Source organism: Paraburkholderia fungorum, from assembly GCF_046027215.1.
GTDB classification, from domain to species: Bacteria; Pseudomonadota; Gammaproteobacteria; order Burkholderiales; family Burkholderiaceae; genus Paraburkholderia; species Paraburkholderia fungorum_D.
The window spans coordinates 1,078,172-1,093,993 of the sequence record NZ_JAQQEN010000002.1 but is presented as its reverse complement, the minus strand read 5'-3'; the positions used below and the strand labels follow the sequence as shown (position 1 = coordinate 1,093,993).

Genomic DNA, 15,822 nt, shown 5'->3' with positions numbered 1-15,822 from the left:
CTATCCGTCCAGCGTTGCGACGAGAACCGCCTTGATCGTATGAAGGCGGTTCTCCGCCTGCTCGAAAACAATCGAAGCGTCGGACTCGAACACGTCGTTCGTCACCTCAACGCCGTTCTTCAAATCGTATTGGTCGGCGATCTGTTTGCCGAGTTCGGTCCCGGTGTCGTGAAACGCCGGCAGGCAGTGCATGAATTTGATGCGCGGATTGCCGCTCGCCATCAGCAACGCATTGTTGACCTGATAGGGCAATAATTCAGCGATGCGTTCGCCCCACTTGTCGAACGGCTCGCCCATCGATACCCAGACATCCCTGTAAATGAAATCGACGCCCTTGACCGCTTCCGCTGGCTGGTCCGTCAGCGTCAGCCGAGCACCTGTCGATGCGGCGATCGTCCGGCACTGCGCGATCAGCTCGGCATGTGGCCACAGATGACGTGGCGCGCACAGGCGCACGTCCATGCCGAGCTTGGTTCCGACGATCATCAGCGAGTTGCCCGTGTTGTTGTGCGCGTCGCCGATATACGCATAAGCGACCTCATGCAGCGGCTTGTCGCTTTGTTCACGCATGGTCAGCACGTCGGCCAGCATCTGCGTCGGATGAAATGCGTCGGTCAGCCCGTTGTAGACCGGCACCCCGGCGAAGCGCGCCAGTTCCTCCACGACGTCCTGCCCGAAACCGCGATACTCGATCGCGTCGAACATGCGTCCCAGCACGCGCGCGGTGTCCTTGATCGATTCCTTATGCCCGATCTGCGAGCCGCTCGAATCGAGGTAGGTCACATGTGCGCCCTGATCGTGTGCCGCCACCTCGAACGCACATCGCGTGCGGGTCGACGTCTTTTCGAAAATGAGCGCAATGTTTTTGCCGGTCAGGCGCGGGATTTCCGTTCCCGCGTATTTCGCGCGTTTCAGATCGCGTGACAAGTCCAGCAGATAGTTGATCTGGCGCGGCGTGTAGTCGATCAGCGCCAGGTAACTGCGGTTATGCACATTGAACATGATGGAGTCCGGTAAAGGCGCGTTGCCACACGCTAATAGTCGATGGGATCGCGCTCGACAGGGCAGCTCAGGCAGTGCGTCCCGCCGCGTCCGCGTCCAAGCTCGCCGCCCGGTATTTCGAGCACGTCGACACCCGCCTCACGCATCTTGCGATTCGTGTGCGTGTTCCGGTCGTAGGCGAGCACCACACGCCGGTCGAGCGCCAGCACGTTGTTGCCGTCGTCCCATTGCTCGCGCTGCGTTTCGTACGTGTCGCCGCCGGTCGTGAGCACGCGCAGGTGGTGGACACCCAGCGCGCTCGCTACGACCTTGAGGAAGGGCTGGTCGTGCCGCTCGTAGCGGATCTCACCCGGCATGTCCCCCGGGTAGAGGCTGGTGCAACGAATCAGGCCCGCAACCTCCGGGTAGATGCTGACCAGATCGACGTCGAGAAACGAAAAAACCGTGTCCAGATGCATCGACGTTCGCTGCTTCATGAACTGACACGCGATCACCCGCCGCGCACCACGGGCCGCGAACAGGTGACGCGCCACCTGAGTGACGGCTTGCGGGCTGGATCGCTCGCCCATGCCCATCAGGACGACGCCCTGACCGACCGCCATCACGTCTCCGCCTTCGAGTGTCTGGGCGCCGAATTGATGGTCGGGATCGCCCCACCAGGTCGTGACCGCGCCAGCGAATCGTGGATGAAAGCGGTAGACCGCGGCCACCAGCAGCGCCTCCTTTTTACGAGCGGGCCAGTACATCGGGTTGAGCGTCATGCCGCCATAAATCCACGCGCTCGAATCGCGCTGGAAGATCAGGTTCACAAGCGGCTGGATCACGAACTCCGAGTCTTCGAGATAGCCGCCGAAGAGTCCGCGCGCGTCGAACGGCAATTCGGCCTTCGCGATTCCGCCTACGAGGACATCCGCCAGCCGCTCGGGACGCATCTCCGCGAGCCACGCGCGCAGTTCGCCCAACATGCCGGTGCCGACCTCTTCTTCGATAATGCGCCGGTCGAGTATCCAGGCGCGCGCGACCCGGTTGGCGCACACGTCGACCAGCAGATCCGACAACTCCAGCACTTCGACGCCCCGCTCGCGCATCGCGCTCGTGAAGTAGGCGTGATCGTGAATCGCCTGGTCGACCCAGATCACGTCATCGAATAGCAACGCCGCGCAGTTGCCCGGCGTCAACCGTCTTTGTGCAAGGCCGGGCCGGCACACCATGACCGCACGCAGCTTGCCAACTTCCGAATGAACGCCCAAGGTCACGTGTCGATCTCCTCGCGGTTGTTCGACTTGACGACGTACGTGTACAGGCGCACGCGCCCGTCGCTCTCCGTCTTCCGGTAGATGCCCTGCAATTCGCTGTCGAAGCCGGGAAAACGATTGCTGGCCTCTTCGAAAGTGCGCAGGTAATCCAGGGTGGGCCGCGCACGCTCGCCGTACCGTTCACCGCAGACCATCACCGCAATGCCCGGCGGATATACCAGCCCCAGCGTCGCCGCGATCCGGCCTTCGATCTCGCCGATCGGCAATAACTCGACGTTGTTGCGCACGAGTTCGTGCATTGCAGCTTGCGGCGTCATCGCGGGTTCGGGGAAATGGGTCACGCGGAACTGCTCGCGTTGCAGGACGGTCACGTTTCGTTCGCGATAGAAGTCATGCATCTGGGCGCATAAATCGCGCAAACCCACGCCCTGGTAGCGGCTGCCATGCGAGGCCACGAAGTCGGGAATCACGTCGTCAAGCGGCGCATTCGCATCGTGCAGCGTCTTGAAGCGCACCAGCGCTGACAGCAGCGTGCCCGCCTTGCTCGCCTCCAGGCCAGGCGTCAGCAGAAACAGAATGCTGTTGAGGTCGTTCTTTTCCGGCACGATGCGATGCTCACGCAGGAACTCGGCCAGCACCGGCGCCGGTATGCCATGCTCCGCATATTCGCCAGTGCGACGGTCGAAGCCGGGCGTGATGAGCGTCAGCTTGTTCGGATCGGTCATCGCGTAACCGGGCGCCAGGTGCCTGAAGCCGTGCCACTTCTGGTCGGGAGTCAGTTCCCAGAAACGCGCATGGGCGGCAAGCTCGTCGGTCGGCAGGTCTTCCCATCGCTCAATGCGGGAGTCGATCGTCACGATGTCAGGCACGAACGGGTCAAAGAACCATTGCCGTGCGGTGTCCTGCTCCGTCGTCTCATACTCGTGCTTCAACGCACGGATCTTCTTGCGAAGCTCAATGCCGAGCCGGATCGTGTCGTCCCACAGCACTTCGCCAGAACGGCCCTTCATCATCTGTGCTCCGACGTCGAGCGACGCGAAGAGCGGATAGAAGGGCGAGGTCGAAGAATGCTGCATGAACATCTCGTTAAAGCGCCGGTGACTGACCTGCCGGCGTTGTCCGTCGAGATGGGCGTCCTTGATATGAATCTGCGATGCCTGCGAAAACCCGGCAAGCTGTTTGTGGGTGGATTGCGTCGCGATGATGCCAGGCGATTCCGCGTCGAGCCCCTCGACGCCCATCGCGAATCGCCCCTTGAATAGTGGGTGAAACTTCATGAAGCCGCCCCACGCTTCATCGAACAGGATGTAGTCGCACAATGGACCGAGCTTTGCCACGAGCAGTTGTGCGTCGTAGATCGTACCGTCGTACGTGCATTGCTCGACCACCGCCACCCTGAATGGACGTTTGCGCTTCCAGGCTTGCGGATCTTCGATCAGAGGGTTGGCGCGGATCGCGGCACGGATGCGCGATTCGTCGAGTGCATCGAAATCGATCGGTCCGATCATGCCGTGCGCATTACGCTGCGTCGGCAGATAAACTGGAATGCCGCCGCCGAGCAGCAGCGCGCCATGATGCGCCGCTTTGTGATTGTTCCGGTCGAACAGCACCAGATCGCCTGGCGCGACGAGTGCCGTCAACGCAATCTTGTTCGATGTCGAAGTGCCGTTTAGCACGAAATAGGTTCGGTCCGCGCCGAAGATCTTTGCGGCGGCCTTCTCGGCTTCGAGGGCCGGGCCTTCGTGTACCAGCAGATCGCCCAGCTCAGTCACGGAGTTGTCGAGATCGTTGCGGAAGACCGCTTCGCCCATGTGTTCGACGAACGCCCGGCCGATTGGACTCTTCTGGTAGAACACGCCACCGTTGTGTCCCGGACAGGTCCACATCTGGTTGGCCTGTTCCGCGTAATCCACCATCGCGCCGAAGAATGGTGTCTTCAGTGACTGGGCGTATCCGTGCAGATGGCTGACGAGATTGCGCGCGACGAACTCGGGCGTGTCTTCCTCCGTGAAGATATAACCTGTCACCTGACCCAGCACGGCGACCGGAATCTCCTGGAGCAGATGACGCTCGACGAGAATGAAGATCGGAACGTCCAGACCCCGACCGCGCACGAAGCGCACGAAGCCTTCAACCTCTGGCTCCGATTCGGTCAGCGACCATTCCGCCACCACCACGCCGATCCCTGCATCGCTGCGCATAGCGGAACACGCTTCATCGACGGTGTCGGCAACGGTCGTCAGATAGCCCAGTCGCGTCAGTTCCGCCAGAATTCTCTGGAAACGCGGCGACCGGTGCAACGATCCTTGCGGCGGCGGGCAGCAGAAGAGAAAGCCGAACATCTTGTCATATTCCATCTTCGTTGCACTCCGATGATCATGTGCGCTTGCCGGTCGTCGGCGGGCTCGAAAGGCTATCGTCAGACTTTAACTGATCTTCACCAGGCCGCGCGCGAACAGCACGACAGCCAGTACGGCGATCAAGACCAGCGCGCCCGCAACGACAAGCTCCTTGCGTTCGAACACGGGTTGCCCCGGTGCATGCTCGTGCCGCGCCCACCAGAACACGGGAAATCCGAGCGCGAACAGAATGGTCGACATCAACAGAAATTGAAGTCCGGCCGCGTACATGAGCCAGAGTGAATAGACCGTACCCAGGATGCCGGTCCACATCGACTCGCGTGCTGTCTCACCTGCGCTCGCGCTGTATTTCGACTGGGACGCGTATCGCCACAGGAAAGCGGTGCTCGCCAGATACGGTGGCAGGATCATCACGCCGGTGATCGAGATCAGCCACGTCCACGCGTCTTGCGCGAACAGGACGACGAACACCGCCAGTTGCATCGTGGCGCTCGAGATCCACAGCGATGGCGCGGCGGCATGACGACTGTTTTCGCGGGCGAGAAACTTGGGAAATACACCGTCCTTCGCGCCTTCGAACGGCAACTCGGCCACGAGAATCGTCCATGCGAGCCAGCAGCTCAACAGAGACAAAAGCAATGAAACGATGATAAACACGGCGCCCCATTTGCCAACCGCCTCCTGTAGCACATACGCGGCCGAAGGTGACGCGAGGCCCGCGATCTGCGCCTGATGCATCAGCCCGAATGGCAACGCCGACAGGAGGAAGTAAAGCGTCGTACAGACGATGAGTCCAAGAAAAGTCGCCGCACCGACCTGCGAGGTTTTGCTCGCCCGATCGGATACCACCACAGCGCCCTCGATGCCGATAAACACCCACAGCGTGACCAGCATCGTGCTTTTCACCTGGCTGAGCATGCTGCCCAGATGCTGCTGGGTGCCCCAGAAATCGAACGAGAACATGCCGGCCTTGATTGCCACGGCCATTGCGCACAACGCGACGGAAATGGTCCCGACATTCAGCACGCTTGAAATCACGTTCAGGATGGCAGCGCGCTTGACGCCGGACAGCACCACGAAATTCATGACCCAGATGAGCGCCGACGCGCCGATCAGCGACGGCCAGTTGTTCCCACTTTTGAACACAGGAAAGAAGTAGCCGACCGTCTGCATGATCAGCACCGCGAACGCGACATTGCCGAACGCGGCGGATAGCCAGTAGCCCCACGCCATTTCGAATCCCGCGAGCGAGCCGAAGCCTTCTTTAGCGTATGAATAGATGCCCGCCTTCAGTTCGGGCCGCTTGTCCGCCAGCGTGCGAAAGGTGTTCGAAAGGAAAAACATCCCGCACAACGTGATGATCCATGCGATGACAATCGCAGCGAGTCCAGCACCGTGCGCCATGTTTTGCGGCAGGCTGAATGCGCCGCCGCCGATCATCGACGCAATGACGAGGCCCGTCAGAAGCGGCAGGCTCAGTTTTCGGCCACCGGGTTGCTTCGTGATCGAGGGTTTCGCGACAGGCTCGATGGCAATGCTGGGTATCTGGTTCATGACGAACTCCGTCGCGAAAGTTTTCGCGTGGAGTGAGTCTGGTCCTTTTGTGCCTTTGAATCGGTACGGTAACGGGCATCGTCAGCCGATACCGCGGCGAACAGATACGCAGCGCGACGCTCGCGATCAAGCCGGTATGAGACCGTACCGACTTCTCTGCGCCATGCGCGCATTGTGATGTCGCGCTGAAGTCCGTTCATGAACCGGTCAGTCAGACGCTATGCCTGCACGCCTTTCGCTCAAGGATTGCCATGAACCCCTACGATGTCATCATCGCCGTCTTCAACGACCACTTGCAAGTCGACGCCGCTGTGCGGAAGCTCATTGACGAGCGCTTCGACTTGAAGCAGTTCAGCGTGGTCGGCAAGGGCTATCACACCGAAGAAAAGATCGTCGGCCTGTACACCATGGGTGCCGCATGAAGTTATGGGGGAAATACGGGGCGTTCTGGGGCGGCCTGTGGGGGCCACTGTTCGGCGGCCTCTTCCTGAGTATTCCCGTGTTGGGGCCGATCGTGGCGTTCGGTCCGCTTGCGGCGATGATCGTGGCTGCTGTGGAGGGCGCGGTTGTTGTCGGCACGTTAAGCGCGTTGGGCAGCACGCTCGTCGGCCTGGGCCTGCCGGTCGACAAAGCCGTTCATTATGAGGCTGCTATTAGGCAAACGACTTTATCTTGATGGCTCACGGCACATCAGAAGAGATGGCGCGCGCCAAGGCGCTCCTCGCGACGAACCGGTCACACCCGCCACCTTCTGAACCTTGGTGACTGCACCGAGGCCGGTATCCAATCGAACGACCGGCTCGCGTTCTCATCGGGGCCACACTAGGAAACCAGCATCGCGCCGAGTCCGCGGTGCTTTTTGTGTTTGCCCGCGCGTTCGGCATCGATCTCGCGGAGCGCCGCATTGGCGGCCACCAGCAGAGTGGCATTCTGTTCCAGCAGTGCTATGTCGAACGAGTCGAATGTCTTGAGCAGTGTCTTTCGGTCCCCTTTGGTTCCGCCACCGCTCCTCGCAACGTTCTCTCCTTCCTTCTTCAGGCGTTTGATGAGCTTCGCCGCGCATCGACTGTCGAGCGTCTGATCGACCACCAGAGTCTGGATGTGAAGCGCGATTTGCGTCAGCGCTATTTCGGTAGATTGCGTCGCGGCATTTACCGCGTCCGCATGTTTTTTTGCCATGGTGTTTCTCCATAAACTATCAGAAAGCAGGGGCGTCTGGTCGACGCCGGACGATGCTCTCGGTCGAAACAGGCCTGAATGACTGAGCCGATGTCGCCGTCTAATGCGCTAACGGTGCGTCCGTGCAAGTCTCATATGCTTTGCAACAGCGCTTTTACCCGATGGCCGCCGATAAAGGCACGCTACGCTCACGCGCGGAAGAATGCGGTACGACAACGTACAGACCCCTGTCCAGGTTCAAACGCACGCTTCGCGCCGATCTACGGGCGAAGTCCATCGTGTAGCGCGGCGAGACGTTTAGTGACGTGTTGACCTTTCACCTGCCGCATAGGCAGAAAGTTTTTGGGTGAATTCCGCAACGGCGAAAAAGCCGCCTTGCCGACGCATCGTCTAATCAGGCGGTGAATTCGACCTGCTCTGCAAGCCACGTTATCTGCGCTTGCCGCGCTAAATCCGTGCTGTTCGTAGCCTTAGCGCGTTAGCAATGACCGAAACGGAACTGACTGCCATTGCGGCACTCGCGACGATCGGGCTCAGGAGCAATCCGAGCCACGGATACAGAGCACCTGCTGCCACTGGAATTCCGATAGCGTTGTAGGCGAATGCAAAGAAAAGATTCTGCCGGATGTTTCTCATCGTCGCGACGCTGAGCACACGCGCCGTCGCAATGCCCCGCAGGTCGCCCTTCACAAGCACGACGCGCGCACTGTTCATTGCGACGTCGGTACCGGTGCCCATCGCAATGCCGACGTTAGCCTGCGCAAGAGCCGGCGCATCGTTCACCCCGTCGCCAGCCATCGCCACAATGTGTCCTTGCTGTTGCAACTCCTGCACGTACTTGTGTTTGTCCTCCGGTAGCACGCCCGCCTTTACGCCGTCGAGCGCTAACGCTTTTGCGACCGCATTCGCCGTCACCGGATTGTCGCCTGTGAGCATGATTATTTTGACGCCGGAGTCGCGAAGAAGCCGGACCGCCTCTGGCGTTGTACCCTTCACCGGGTCGGACACGCCGACATAGCCAGCCAGCTTGCCGTCCACGGAGAGATACATCACGGTCTGCGCGCCCGCCCGCAGACTGTCCACTTGCGTGGTTGCGGAAGATAGGTTCACGTGGGCGTCTTCCATCAGCCGCGCGTTACCTAGCAAAACGGCGTGCCCGTCAATTGTTCCAGCAACACCCTTGCCGGTCAGAGAATTGAATGACGAAACGGGTGATAGCGCCGCATCATTGTCGCGCGCGTGGCTGACGATCGCCTGGGCAAGCGGATGTTCACTCATGGCCTCCAGGCTCGCCGCGTACGAAACGACCAGACCCTGTGTCAAGTCATTCAGTGCAATCACTGTCTGGACACGGGGCCTTCCCTCTGTGAGCGTACCGGTCTTGTCGACGACCAGTGTGTCGACTTTTTCCATCAGTTCGAGCGCTTCTGCGTCTTTGATGAGCACCCCTTGCCTCGCGCCGCGACCGATACCCACGATAATCGACACCGGCGTCGCGAGACCGAGCGCGCAGGGACAAGCAATAATCAGCACGCTAATCGCCACCACCAGCGCATTGCCGACTGCGGGCGCAGGCCCCCAAATGGTCCACACCGCGAAAGATGCAACGGCGATGATGATCACCGCCGGCACGAACCCACCCAGATACGGTGTCAGCCAGCTTCTGAATGGGCGCGCGCGAACGGCCTGCTTCTGCGACTAGCTGGATGATTCGCGCGAGCAGTGTTTCGGAGCCAACTTTCGGCCCTCATGAGAAACGAGCCGGTTTGATTGACGGTCGCACCGGTCACCTTGCTTCCCGAAATCTTTTCGGTCGGAATCGGTTCGCCGGTGATCATCGACTCGTCCACTGTCGATTGTCCTTCTGTGAGAACGCCATCAACCGGAATCTTTGAGCCGGGCTTGACCCGCAAGATATCGCCGGCAACGACCGCGTCGGCGCCGTCTGCCCCCAAGCGAATTGCTGTATTCGGCGCGAGTTTCAGGAGGTCTTTTATCGCGCTTGAGGTCCGTGAGCGGGCACGAAACTCAAGCAGCTGGCCCAGCAGGATCAGAGCCACGATGACGGAGGCCGCCTCGAAATACAAAGGCAAATCATGTCCGCGCCGGAACGTCTCCGGGACGCCAGCGGGAAAGGATAGCGCGTAAAGACTGAAGAGGTATGCCGTGGCAACGCCGAGGCTAACAAGGCTGAACATGTTCAGTCGCCAGGTAACGAAGGATTTCCATTCCCGTTCGAGAAACGGCCACCCCGCCCATAGAATCACCGGCGTCGCCAACAACGCCTGTACGTATTCGGACCATGAGACGCCTGTCGGATGCGGCAATCCCCATCTGACCGCCGCGCGGTCAACCGCTGCGTTGAGGTCAGGGATAGGCAACATATGTCCCATCGCCAGCCACAGCAAGGGCAACGATAGGGCCGCCGCGACCCAGAAGCGGCGCGTCATGTTCTTGAGTTCGCCAAGCGATTCGTCCGCCGCGCCAGGCGTGACCAGTTCGAGCGTCATGCCGCAGATAGGACACGTTCCAGGCTCCGGCAACCTGACCTGAGGATGCATCGGACACGTGTACACGGTGTTTGCCGTTGGCGGTGGTGTGCGTGCCCCGGCGATTGGCAGATTCAAGGATTTCATGTTACTCGTTCGAAGGATCGGGTTGACGCTGGCCTCTGCCTATTGCGCGGCAGGCGTTTTTTAGCCTGCTCGCGATCGAGGCGGACGTCAGTACGGTGTCGTACCTCGAAGCCGGTCGATTTCTACTCATACCGGTGTTTAAAAAGGAATTGCCGACGCACCTGCCCACCAGCCGCAATTGGCTTCACGTTTTTCCGTTGCCCAGTGTTGAGTGTTGCATTCCTCGCACCCGAGACGTCCTCAGAACAACTGCTGCCGTCAGGCATGGTCAATGCTCAATACGTGTTGAATGGCGGCGCGCAGCCCGACGCTGCGCAATGTGGAGCGAGACGGGAGAATCGGGCCATGGATCAAGTCCTCAAGCGAACGTTCGTCATGCTATCAATGGTTGCACTGACGACGGCTACGTATGGTTGCAAACGCGTGGACAACGGTAATAAAGATACGATGAGTGCAGGGAGTAGCGGTGTCATGAGCAATACGGCTGGAGTCAATGGCACGCCGGGTGACAGCGACGCCGCAAAACGCGCGGAGGCCGCCGCAGGCACGGCGGCGAGCAGCACAAGCCCTGCGAGTAGCGGGGCAGGCGTAGTCAGCACACCGGCAAGCACGGCGCCCGCAGCGAGTCAGTAGGAACTTTTTGACGAGCCGGTTGCCGGTTCTCCAATGTGTCGCAACATAGGGTCGCGGCGTCTCGTCCTGGTCTCAGAATTCATGCAGAGAACCCGACAGGATATTCGAGCGATTCGGTGACAACGTAGCCCCGCTAAAGCGCCGGCGCGGGCCAGGTGAGATCGGTGCTTCGGCGTGTAGCGTAAGCGCTGCTTGTCCTCCACGATCTTCCATCTGCGACGCTTAAATTCGCCTTTCGGTACGCATCCCAAAGCGATACGAGTGAGCAGATGTGTTGCAGGAAGCGCTTGTCGACATCAGGCGGTTCGGCCGCGAGGACGAACAAGCTATTGGGCCGCCGATGGCATGCGTGACGGTGATCCTGCCTCACCGGGCACGAAGTTATTTGCGCAGTCAACGCAACGCAGGCAGCGCGGAACGTGTCAGCAGAATGGGTGCGATCAGGTCGACTTCGACCATCGTACGTATTTCCTGCTCCAACGTCTTTTCAAGTCATCCAGCGCGGACACCGCCCGCGTTATTGATGAGAATGTCGAGGCCGCCGAGGCTGGATAGGGCGGCTGACAGAGTGGCCGGCCGACCTTCGTCGGTGGCGATGTCCGCTGCGATGCTGCCCGCTTTCGCTTCTGTCGCGCGCAGTTGGGCCAGCGCCGCCTTCAATGCGTGCGCGCGCCGACGGGTAATAAATATGGTTGCGCCCTTTGTACAAAGCGCGTGCGCGGTGGCAAGTCCAATGCCACTCGCGCCTTCGGTAATGAGAACACGCTTGTTCGACAGATTCATGATGGATGCCTCGTGAATGAACTGCCGACTCAGCAGCGACATCTTTCAGAGACTTATGTCCGGATAATTCGACGGGAAGAGCGCGCGTTTTGTCTCCTCGTCGTTCACGCGTTTGAATGCGTGGTCCTCCCCGACTGCGCGAGCACGTGCAACGGCGGGCCGGGCATCGATGCGTTCGAACCAGTCTTTCAGATTTGGGAAGGCCGCAAGCGGCGAGTCTTCGCCCTTCAGAACCCGTGCGGCCCGGTCGAGCCAACCCCACGCCGAGATGTCCACAATCGTGTACTCGGCACCGATGAAGTAATCGCGCCCTGCAAGGTGGCGGTCCAGTACCCGATAGTGCCGCTCGACCTCGCGGCGATAACGATTCACTGCGTAGTCGAGACCCTCCGGGGCTGCGTACTGAAAATGCACGGCCTGACCAGAGAACGGACCCACACCGGTGGCAACAAACATCAGCCACGACAGCAGTTCAGGCCGATCGGCGGGCGTGCCGAGGAACTTGCCGACCTTTTCTGCGAGATACAGCAGAATGGCAGTTGAGTCGAAGATGCGCGCTTCGGCTCCGCCTGGTCCTTGAGTGTCGACGATGGCCGGCACTTTGCCGTTCGGATTAATTGCCCGGAACTCAGGCGTGTGTTGATCACCCTTGCTCGTGTCGACCGGCACGACTTCGTATGACAGTCCCGCCTCCTCGAGAAACAGAGCGACTTTGGCAGGGTTGGGCGCCGGATGGAAATAGAAGCGGATCATGATGGGGTGGTCTCGCTGACAGACTGGTTGTGGGAGGAGTTCGTGACAGGCACCGTTGGCGCAGCCATCGCTGCGAGGATCACACCCAGCGCAATCACGGCAATTGCAGCGCCAGCGGGCAGCTACGGTGTGGTCATTGGCAGCAGGGCGTCGGTCTCAAGTGAATGCAGAGTTCATGTTTTAGAACGTGTGTTATAGAATAGGATGGAATGCACCATCAGGCAACTCGTATCTGTATGGACGCGCGACACCGCAAGGTTGAAAACAGCAGGTTGGACATCTAACCCGATATGGTACGACCCAGAGAGTTCGACGAAGCAGCGGTGCTCGATGCAGCGATCGAGTGCTTCTGGTCGCACGGCTATGAAGCCACGTCAATGCGAAACCTGACTGAAACAATGGGCATCACCGCGGCCAGCCTGTATAACGCTTTTGGTGACAAGCGGTCGTTGTATCGCCGGGCGCTGGACCACTACGTCGAACGGGGTTTTTGCGAGCGCGCGCGTCGTTTCGAGAGGCAGTTGCCGCCACGCGAGGCGATCGTGGCTTTCTTCGATGAAATCATCGCGATGTCGCTCGGCGATCCACAGCGCAAGGGATGCATGATTGTAAACTCGGCGCTGGAAGTCGCTCCTCACGACCCCGAGTTCCAGCTAGTCGTTGCTGACGTGACCAAACAGATGGAGGCGTTCTTTTATCGCTGCGTGAAAGCCGGTCAACTTGCCGGAACGGTCAGTGCGGCCCAGTCGGCTGATGATCTCGCAAGTCTGCTGCTCGGCGTGTTAATGGGCTTGCGCGTGCTTGCACGTATACGGCCGGAGCGCGAACTGCTGGAGGGCGCCTTACGTCCGGTTCTGGCACAGCTAGGTTATCCAAATTACGGAGGGAAACGCAGTCGAACTGGACAGGAGAGCGCGATTTTGGGGCAGAAGAGACGCCACGGAGTCAGGCCGGAAAGAATGGATCCAAACCGGTCGAGGCAAGGCTGATCGCGCAGCCTGGAAGAAGCCAGTCGCGTACGCGCCGCGAATCATTCGTGTTTGATGGCCCACCTAGTGACGCGCGCAATCGTAAGACCCTGTCCGAGGATCGATGACACGACGACAAAATAAGTCAACGCCAGAACGACATCCCTGTTCGGCCCGGAAGGAATCGACAGCGCCAACGCGACCGAAATTCCACCCCGTAATCCGCCCCAGGTTAGAACCCGCCATGATCCCGATGGTAAGCGCACCGCGCGGCCTAATATGGCGACCGGTAAACCGCCAGTCAGCAGTCTTGCGAGGAGCGCTACTGCAGCAGCGATCGCACCCGCAAGCAATAGGTTGCCGGGGAGCGCGATCAAAGTGACTTCCATGCCAACCAGAACGAAAAGCACGGCGTTCAGAATTTCGCCGACGAGTTCCCAGAACATATCCACATAACGCCGCGTCGTGTCGGACATCGCGTGCGCACGGCCCCGGTTGCCGATCATTACACCCGCCACAATCATGGCGAGCGGGCCTGAGACATGAAGGCGATTTGCGAGCGCATTCGTCAGCCCACGAACATACACCCTGCTACAGTCAATCTTGCTGTCAGGCTTCTGATCGTGGGGTTGTTCCCAAAGGGAAAGTATTCTTATGCCTCTGCCGATGACGTCAATTGCGGTGCCAGGGTCGTTCACTGCTGGAGATAGCGCACGTGACGCGATCTCCGTTAGCACTGAGATGCCGAATCGCGGATCCTGTTCGAACGACCGACGGACGTCAACCGAGAAGGCCGAGCGAACATCATCGTGATTATTTGTCGCAAGACCCGCGATGCTACGCGAGCGTAGTGTGCCGATCGACTAAGCTACCCAGTAGAACGTGCACATAAATCGCACTGCGTTTCCCGCTTGTGAGTCGGCCTAGTGCCTGTATGTCGATGTGCTGCACGTAGCCGACAGCAGATGAATAGAGATCCTGTGCGTCCATTGGCAAAGCCAGCTTTCCATATAACTGACTACCGCCGAGAAACGGGTGTTGGCGGCGCTCTTCGAGCGCCCGAACAGTCGCCAGTTCGACACGGTCAGTCGTTTCACTCATTCGACCGAGCCGCGCGAGGTGGCCGATCCATCTCAGCAACGTGTTGGCCTTAAGTCTATACGTCTTTCTTACAATCAGATTCTGGACGCTGGCGATAAGGTAATCTCTCATCGACGGCATCCGTGCTGCACATGGCCGCGCGCGAGCCTGTCATTAGCATGAAACGGACCCGACAAATGCGGGCTAACCCGAACGCACAAAAGGGGAGTTAGCTCACAATCCTCGAGTCGACTGGGACCATCATGCAGGTGCTGGGAGCGGCGCGCTTAGCCGCCGGCATTCTCATTCGATTCCGTGGAAGTTATTTGCGTAAATTTGATTCGCGCGTATCCTGAGTCCGTCGGGATTAAGGGGCGACGTGCCGGCGCGTGATAGATAAAGAGTCGGCTTGGTGCAGCGATAGATGGTTCGCGACGTAATTCCGATTGCGCCGACGATCGCGAAGCCTACGCCGAAAATTTTGCCGCTGACACTCGGATTGTGGTCCCAGATATCCAGGCAAGTCTCTCCACATGTGTTCCCGAAACGGCGGAGGATGACCAGGCATGTCAGGTCGTTGCAGAGAACATCAGGCGGTCGGGATATCAATCGGCGCTGCGCTCTGCGCGAGCTCCCCAGTCTGCCGCGCTGACGCACCTCTTAACTATTTCCTCCATGCCGCGGGCCCTGCCGCTTCGCCGACTCTATGGCTCAACTGGGTGTTTACCGCTATCTGTGTTGCCGTATGCCTTACGGTTGCATTGCTGCTCGCCGGCGCGATCCTTAGAAGGCGGCCATCTAATAGCGAAAACTCGCGTGCGTTGGGAGCGACGAAAGACGGAATGTTGTGGATATACGTTGGCGTCGGCATCTCCACGCCGATTCTCGTAGGCATGCTGGTGTACGCGCTGATTACTCTTGAGGCGGTCGCCACGCCGCGACGCACGCCGCAGTTGACGATTACCGTCACGGCTTACGACTGGTGGTGGAAAGTCGCGTACGACGATTCGCCCGATGCGTCTCAACGATTCGTGACTGCCAACGAGATTCATATTCCGACAGGCGAGCCGATAAGGATAAAGCTTCGGAGCGCTGATGTGATTCACACGTTCTGGGTGCCGCGTCTTGCGGGAAAAACACAGGCGATTCCCGGACAGATCAACGAACAATGGGTACAGGCGGACGTGTCAGGTGTTTACCGAGGCCAATGTTCCCAGTTCTGCGGGGCGCAACATGCACACATGGCATTTGAAGTCGTGGCGCAAAGCCCTGTGGAATTCAATAAGTGGCGTGAGGATCAGGCCCGGGGTCAGCCAGCAACGCCGGAAGGGAGTCTGGCTGCCGTCGCCGGCCAGAAGCTTTTCATGGACCGCTGTGCGGGGTGCCACAGTGTTCAGGGTACGGCGGCGCAGGGGATGCAGGCCCCTGACCTGACGCATCTGGATTCGAGAAGACTGATCGCAGCAGGCACGCTACTCAATAGCAGGCATAACCAGCTCGACTGGATCGCGCACGCACAGGTCATCAAGCCCGAGTCCCTGATGCCGGGCATCGCTCTTAGCGTTGAAGACGCGGTCGAACTGTCTGCCTATCTGTCCACGCTGAAATAAATCTGCGA

General features: G+C 59.6%; 13 protein-coding genes and 1 pseudogene. 4 read left to right on the top strand and 10 right to left on the bottom strand.

Annotation, left to right across the window (positions count from 1 at the left end; genetic code table 11):
- The 4 genes from PQR27_RS25535 to PQR27_RS25520 form a co-directional block, all read right to left on the bottom strand.
- Complete coding sequence (locus PQR27_RS25535) at positions 1 to 1,005, bottom strand: ornithine carbamoyltransferase (RefSeq protein WP_408528299.1); 1,005 nt, start codon at positions 1,003 to 1,005, stop codon at positions 1 to 3.
- 29 nt (positions 1,006 to 1,034) lie between these two features.
- Entirely contained in the window at positions 1,035 to 2,213 is a 1,179-nt protein-coding gene (locus tag PQR27_RS25530; RefSeq protein ID WP_408528298.1) for an arginine deiminase, read from the bottom strand.
- A 41-nt stretch (positions 2,214 to 2,254) separates the two neighbouring features.
- A complete protein-coding gene (locus tag PQR27_RS25525; RefSeq protein WP_408526403.1) occupies positions 2,255 to 4,615 on the bottom strand; it encodes an Orn/Lys/Arg family decarboxylase in 2,361 nt (786 codons plus the stop codon).
- Positions 4,616 to 4,684: 69 nt separating this feature from the next.
- Positions 4,685 to 6,172, bottom strand: a complete 1,488-nt coding sequence (locus tag PQR27_RS25520; protein ID WP_408526402.1) for a basic amino acid/polyamine antiporter — start codon at positions 6,170 to 6,172, stop codon at positions 4,685 to 4,687.
- Positions 6,173 to 6,423: 251 nt separating this feature from the next.
- Between PQR27_RS25520 and PQR27_RS25515 the strand changes: the two genes are divergently transcribed.
- Entirely contained in the window at positions 6,424 to 6,594 is a 171-nt protein-coding gene (locus PQR27_RS25515) for a general stress protein (protein WP_408526401.1), read from the top strand.
- Positions 6,591 to 6,848: a hypothetical protein gene (locus PQR27_RS25510; RefSeq protein ID WP_408526400.1), complete on the top strand. Its 258-nt coding sequence runs from the start codon at positions 6,591 to 6,593 to the stop codon at positions 6,846 to 6,848. The genes PQR27_RS25515 and PQR27_RS25510 overlap by 4 nt, the downstream gene beginning before the upstream one ends.
- A 146-nt stretch (positions 6,849 to 6,994) precedes the next feature.
- Here the strand turns inward: PQR27_RS25510 and PQR27_RS25505 are convergent, their stop codons facing one another.
- From PQR27_RS25505 to PQR27_RS25490, 4 genes and pseudogenes are all read right to left on the bottom strand, one after another.
- On the bottom strand, positions 6,995 to 7,351 hold the full coding sequence (locus PQR27_RS25505) for a hypothetical protein (RefSeq protein WP_408526399.1): 357 nt from the start codon (positions 7,349 to 7,351) through the stop codon (positions 6,995 to 6,997).
- 447 nt (positions 7,352 to 7,798) lie between these two features.
- Positions 7,799 to 9,987 (bottom strand): annotated as a pseudogene (locus PQR27_RS25500) (copper-transporting P-type ATPase).
- A gap of 1,125 nt (positions 9,988 to 11,112) precedes the next feature.
- Positions 11,113 to 11,403: an SDR family NAD(P)-dependent oxidoreductase gene (locus PQR27_RS25495; RefSeq protein ID WP_408526398.1), complete on the bottom strand. Its 291-nt coding sequence runs from the start codon at positions 11,401 to 11,403 to the stop codon at positions 11,113 to 11,115.
- Between the two features lie 45 nt (positions 11,404 to 11,448).
- Positions 11,449 to 12,156, bottom strand: a complete 708-nt coding sequence (locus PQR27_RS25490) for a glutathione S-transferase family protein (RefSeq protein WP_408526397.1) — start codon at positions 12,154 to 12,156, stop codon at positions 11,449 to 11,451.
- A gap of 290 nt (positions 12,157 to 12,446) precedes the next feature.
- On the opposite strand from PQR27_RS25490, the gene PQR27_RS25485 reads away from it, so the two are divergent.
- Positions 12,447 to 13,145: a TetR/AcrR family transcriptional regulator gene (locus PQR27_RS25485; protein ID WP_408526396.1), complete on the top strand. Its 699-nt coding sequence runs from the start codon at positions 12,447 to 12,449 to the stop codon at positions 13,143 to 13,145.
- 41 nt (positions 13,146 to 13,186) lie between these two features.
- Here PQR27_RS25485 and PQR27_RS25480 read toward each other — a convergent pair whose 3' ends face one another.
- A complete protein-coding gene (locus PQR27_RS25480; RefSeq protein WP_408528297.1) occupies positions 13,187 to 13,960 on the bottom strand; it encodes a DUF2254 family protein in 774 nt (257 codons plus the stop codon).
- Between the two features lies 1 nt (position 13,961).
- Complete coding sequence (locus PQR27_RS25475; RefSeq protein WP_408526395.1) at positions 13,962 to 14,336, bottom strand: DUF2254 family protein; 375 nt, start codon at positions 14,334 to 14,336, stop codon at positions 13,962 to 13,964.
- Positions 14,337 to 14,770: 434 nt separating this feature from the next.
- Here PQR27_RS25475 and coxB point away from each other — a divergent pair, with 434 nt between their 5' ends.
- Positions 14,771 to 15,814 carry a cytochrome c oxidase subunit II gene (gene coxB / locus PQR27_RS25470; protein WP_408526394.1) on the top strand — a complete coding sequence of 348 codons (1,044 nt, stop codon included), beginning with the start codon at positions 14,771 to 14,773 and terminating at the stop codon, positions 15,812 to 15,814.
- The last annotated feature ends 8 nt before the right edge of the window (positions 15,815 to 15,822 follow it).

Excerpts from the sequence above, each read along its gene's own strand:
- PQR27_RS25510 (WP_408526400.1), top strand. The coding sequence starts at position 6,591 with ATGAAGTTATGGGGGAAATACGGGGCGTTCTGGGGCGGCCTGTGGGGG.
- PQR27_RS25520 (WP_408526402.1), bottom strand. The coding sequence starts at position 6,172 with ATGAACCAGATACCCAGCATTGCCATCGAGCCTGTCGCGAAACCCTCG.
- PQR27_RS25525 (WP_408526403.1), bottom strand. The coding sequence starts at position 4,615 with ATGGAATATGACAAGATGTTCGGCTTTCTCTTCTGCTGCCCGCCGCCG.
- PQR27_RS25490 (WP_408526397.1), bottom strand. The coding sequence starts at position 12,156 with ATGATCCGCTTCTATTTCCATCCGGCGCCCAACCCTGCCAAAGTCGCT.
- PQR27_RS25530 (WP_408528298.1), bottom strand. The coding sequence starts at position 2,213 with ATGGTGTGCCGGCCCGGCCTTGCACAAAGACGGTTGACGCCGGGCAAC.
- PQR27_RS25515 (WP_408526401.1), top strand. The coding sequence starts at position 6,424 with ATGAACCCCTACGATGTCATCATCGCCGTCTTCAACGACCACTTGCAA.
- PQR27_RS25475 (WP_408526395.1), bottom strand. The coding sequence starts at position 14,336 with ATGAGAGATTACCTTATCGCCAGCGTCCAGAATCTGATTGTAAGAAAG.
- PQR27_RS25505 (WP_408526399.1), bottom strand. The coding sequence starts at position 7,351 with ATGGCAAAAAAACATGCGGACGCGGTAAATGCCGCGACGCAATCTACC.
- PQR27_RS25485 (WP_408526396.1), top strand. The coding sequence starts at position 12,447 with ATGGTACGACCCAGAGAGTTCGACGAAGCAGCGGTGCTCGATGCAGCG.
- PQR27_RS25495 (WP_408526398.1), bottom strand. The coding sequence starts at position 11,403 with ATGAATCTGTCGAACAAGCGTGTTCTCATTACCGAAGGCGCGAGTGGC.
- coxB (WP_408526394.1), top strand. The coding sequence starts at position 14,771 with ATGTCAGGTCGTTGCAGAGAACATCAGGCGGTCGGGATATCAATCGGC.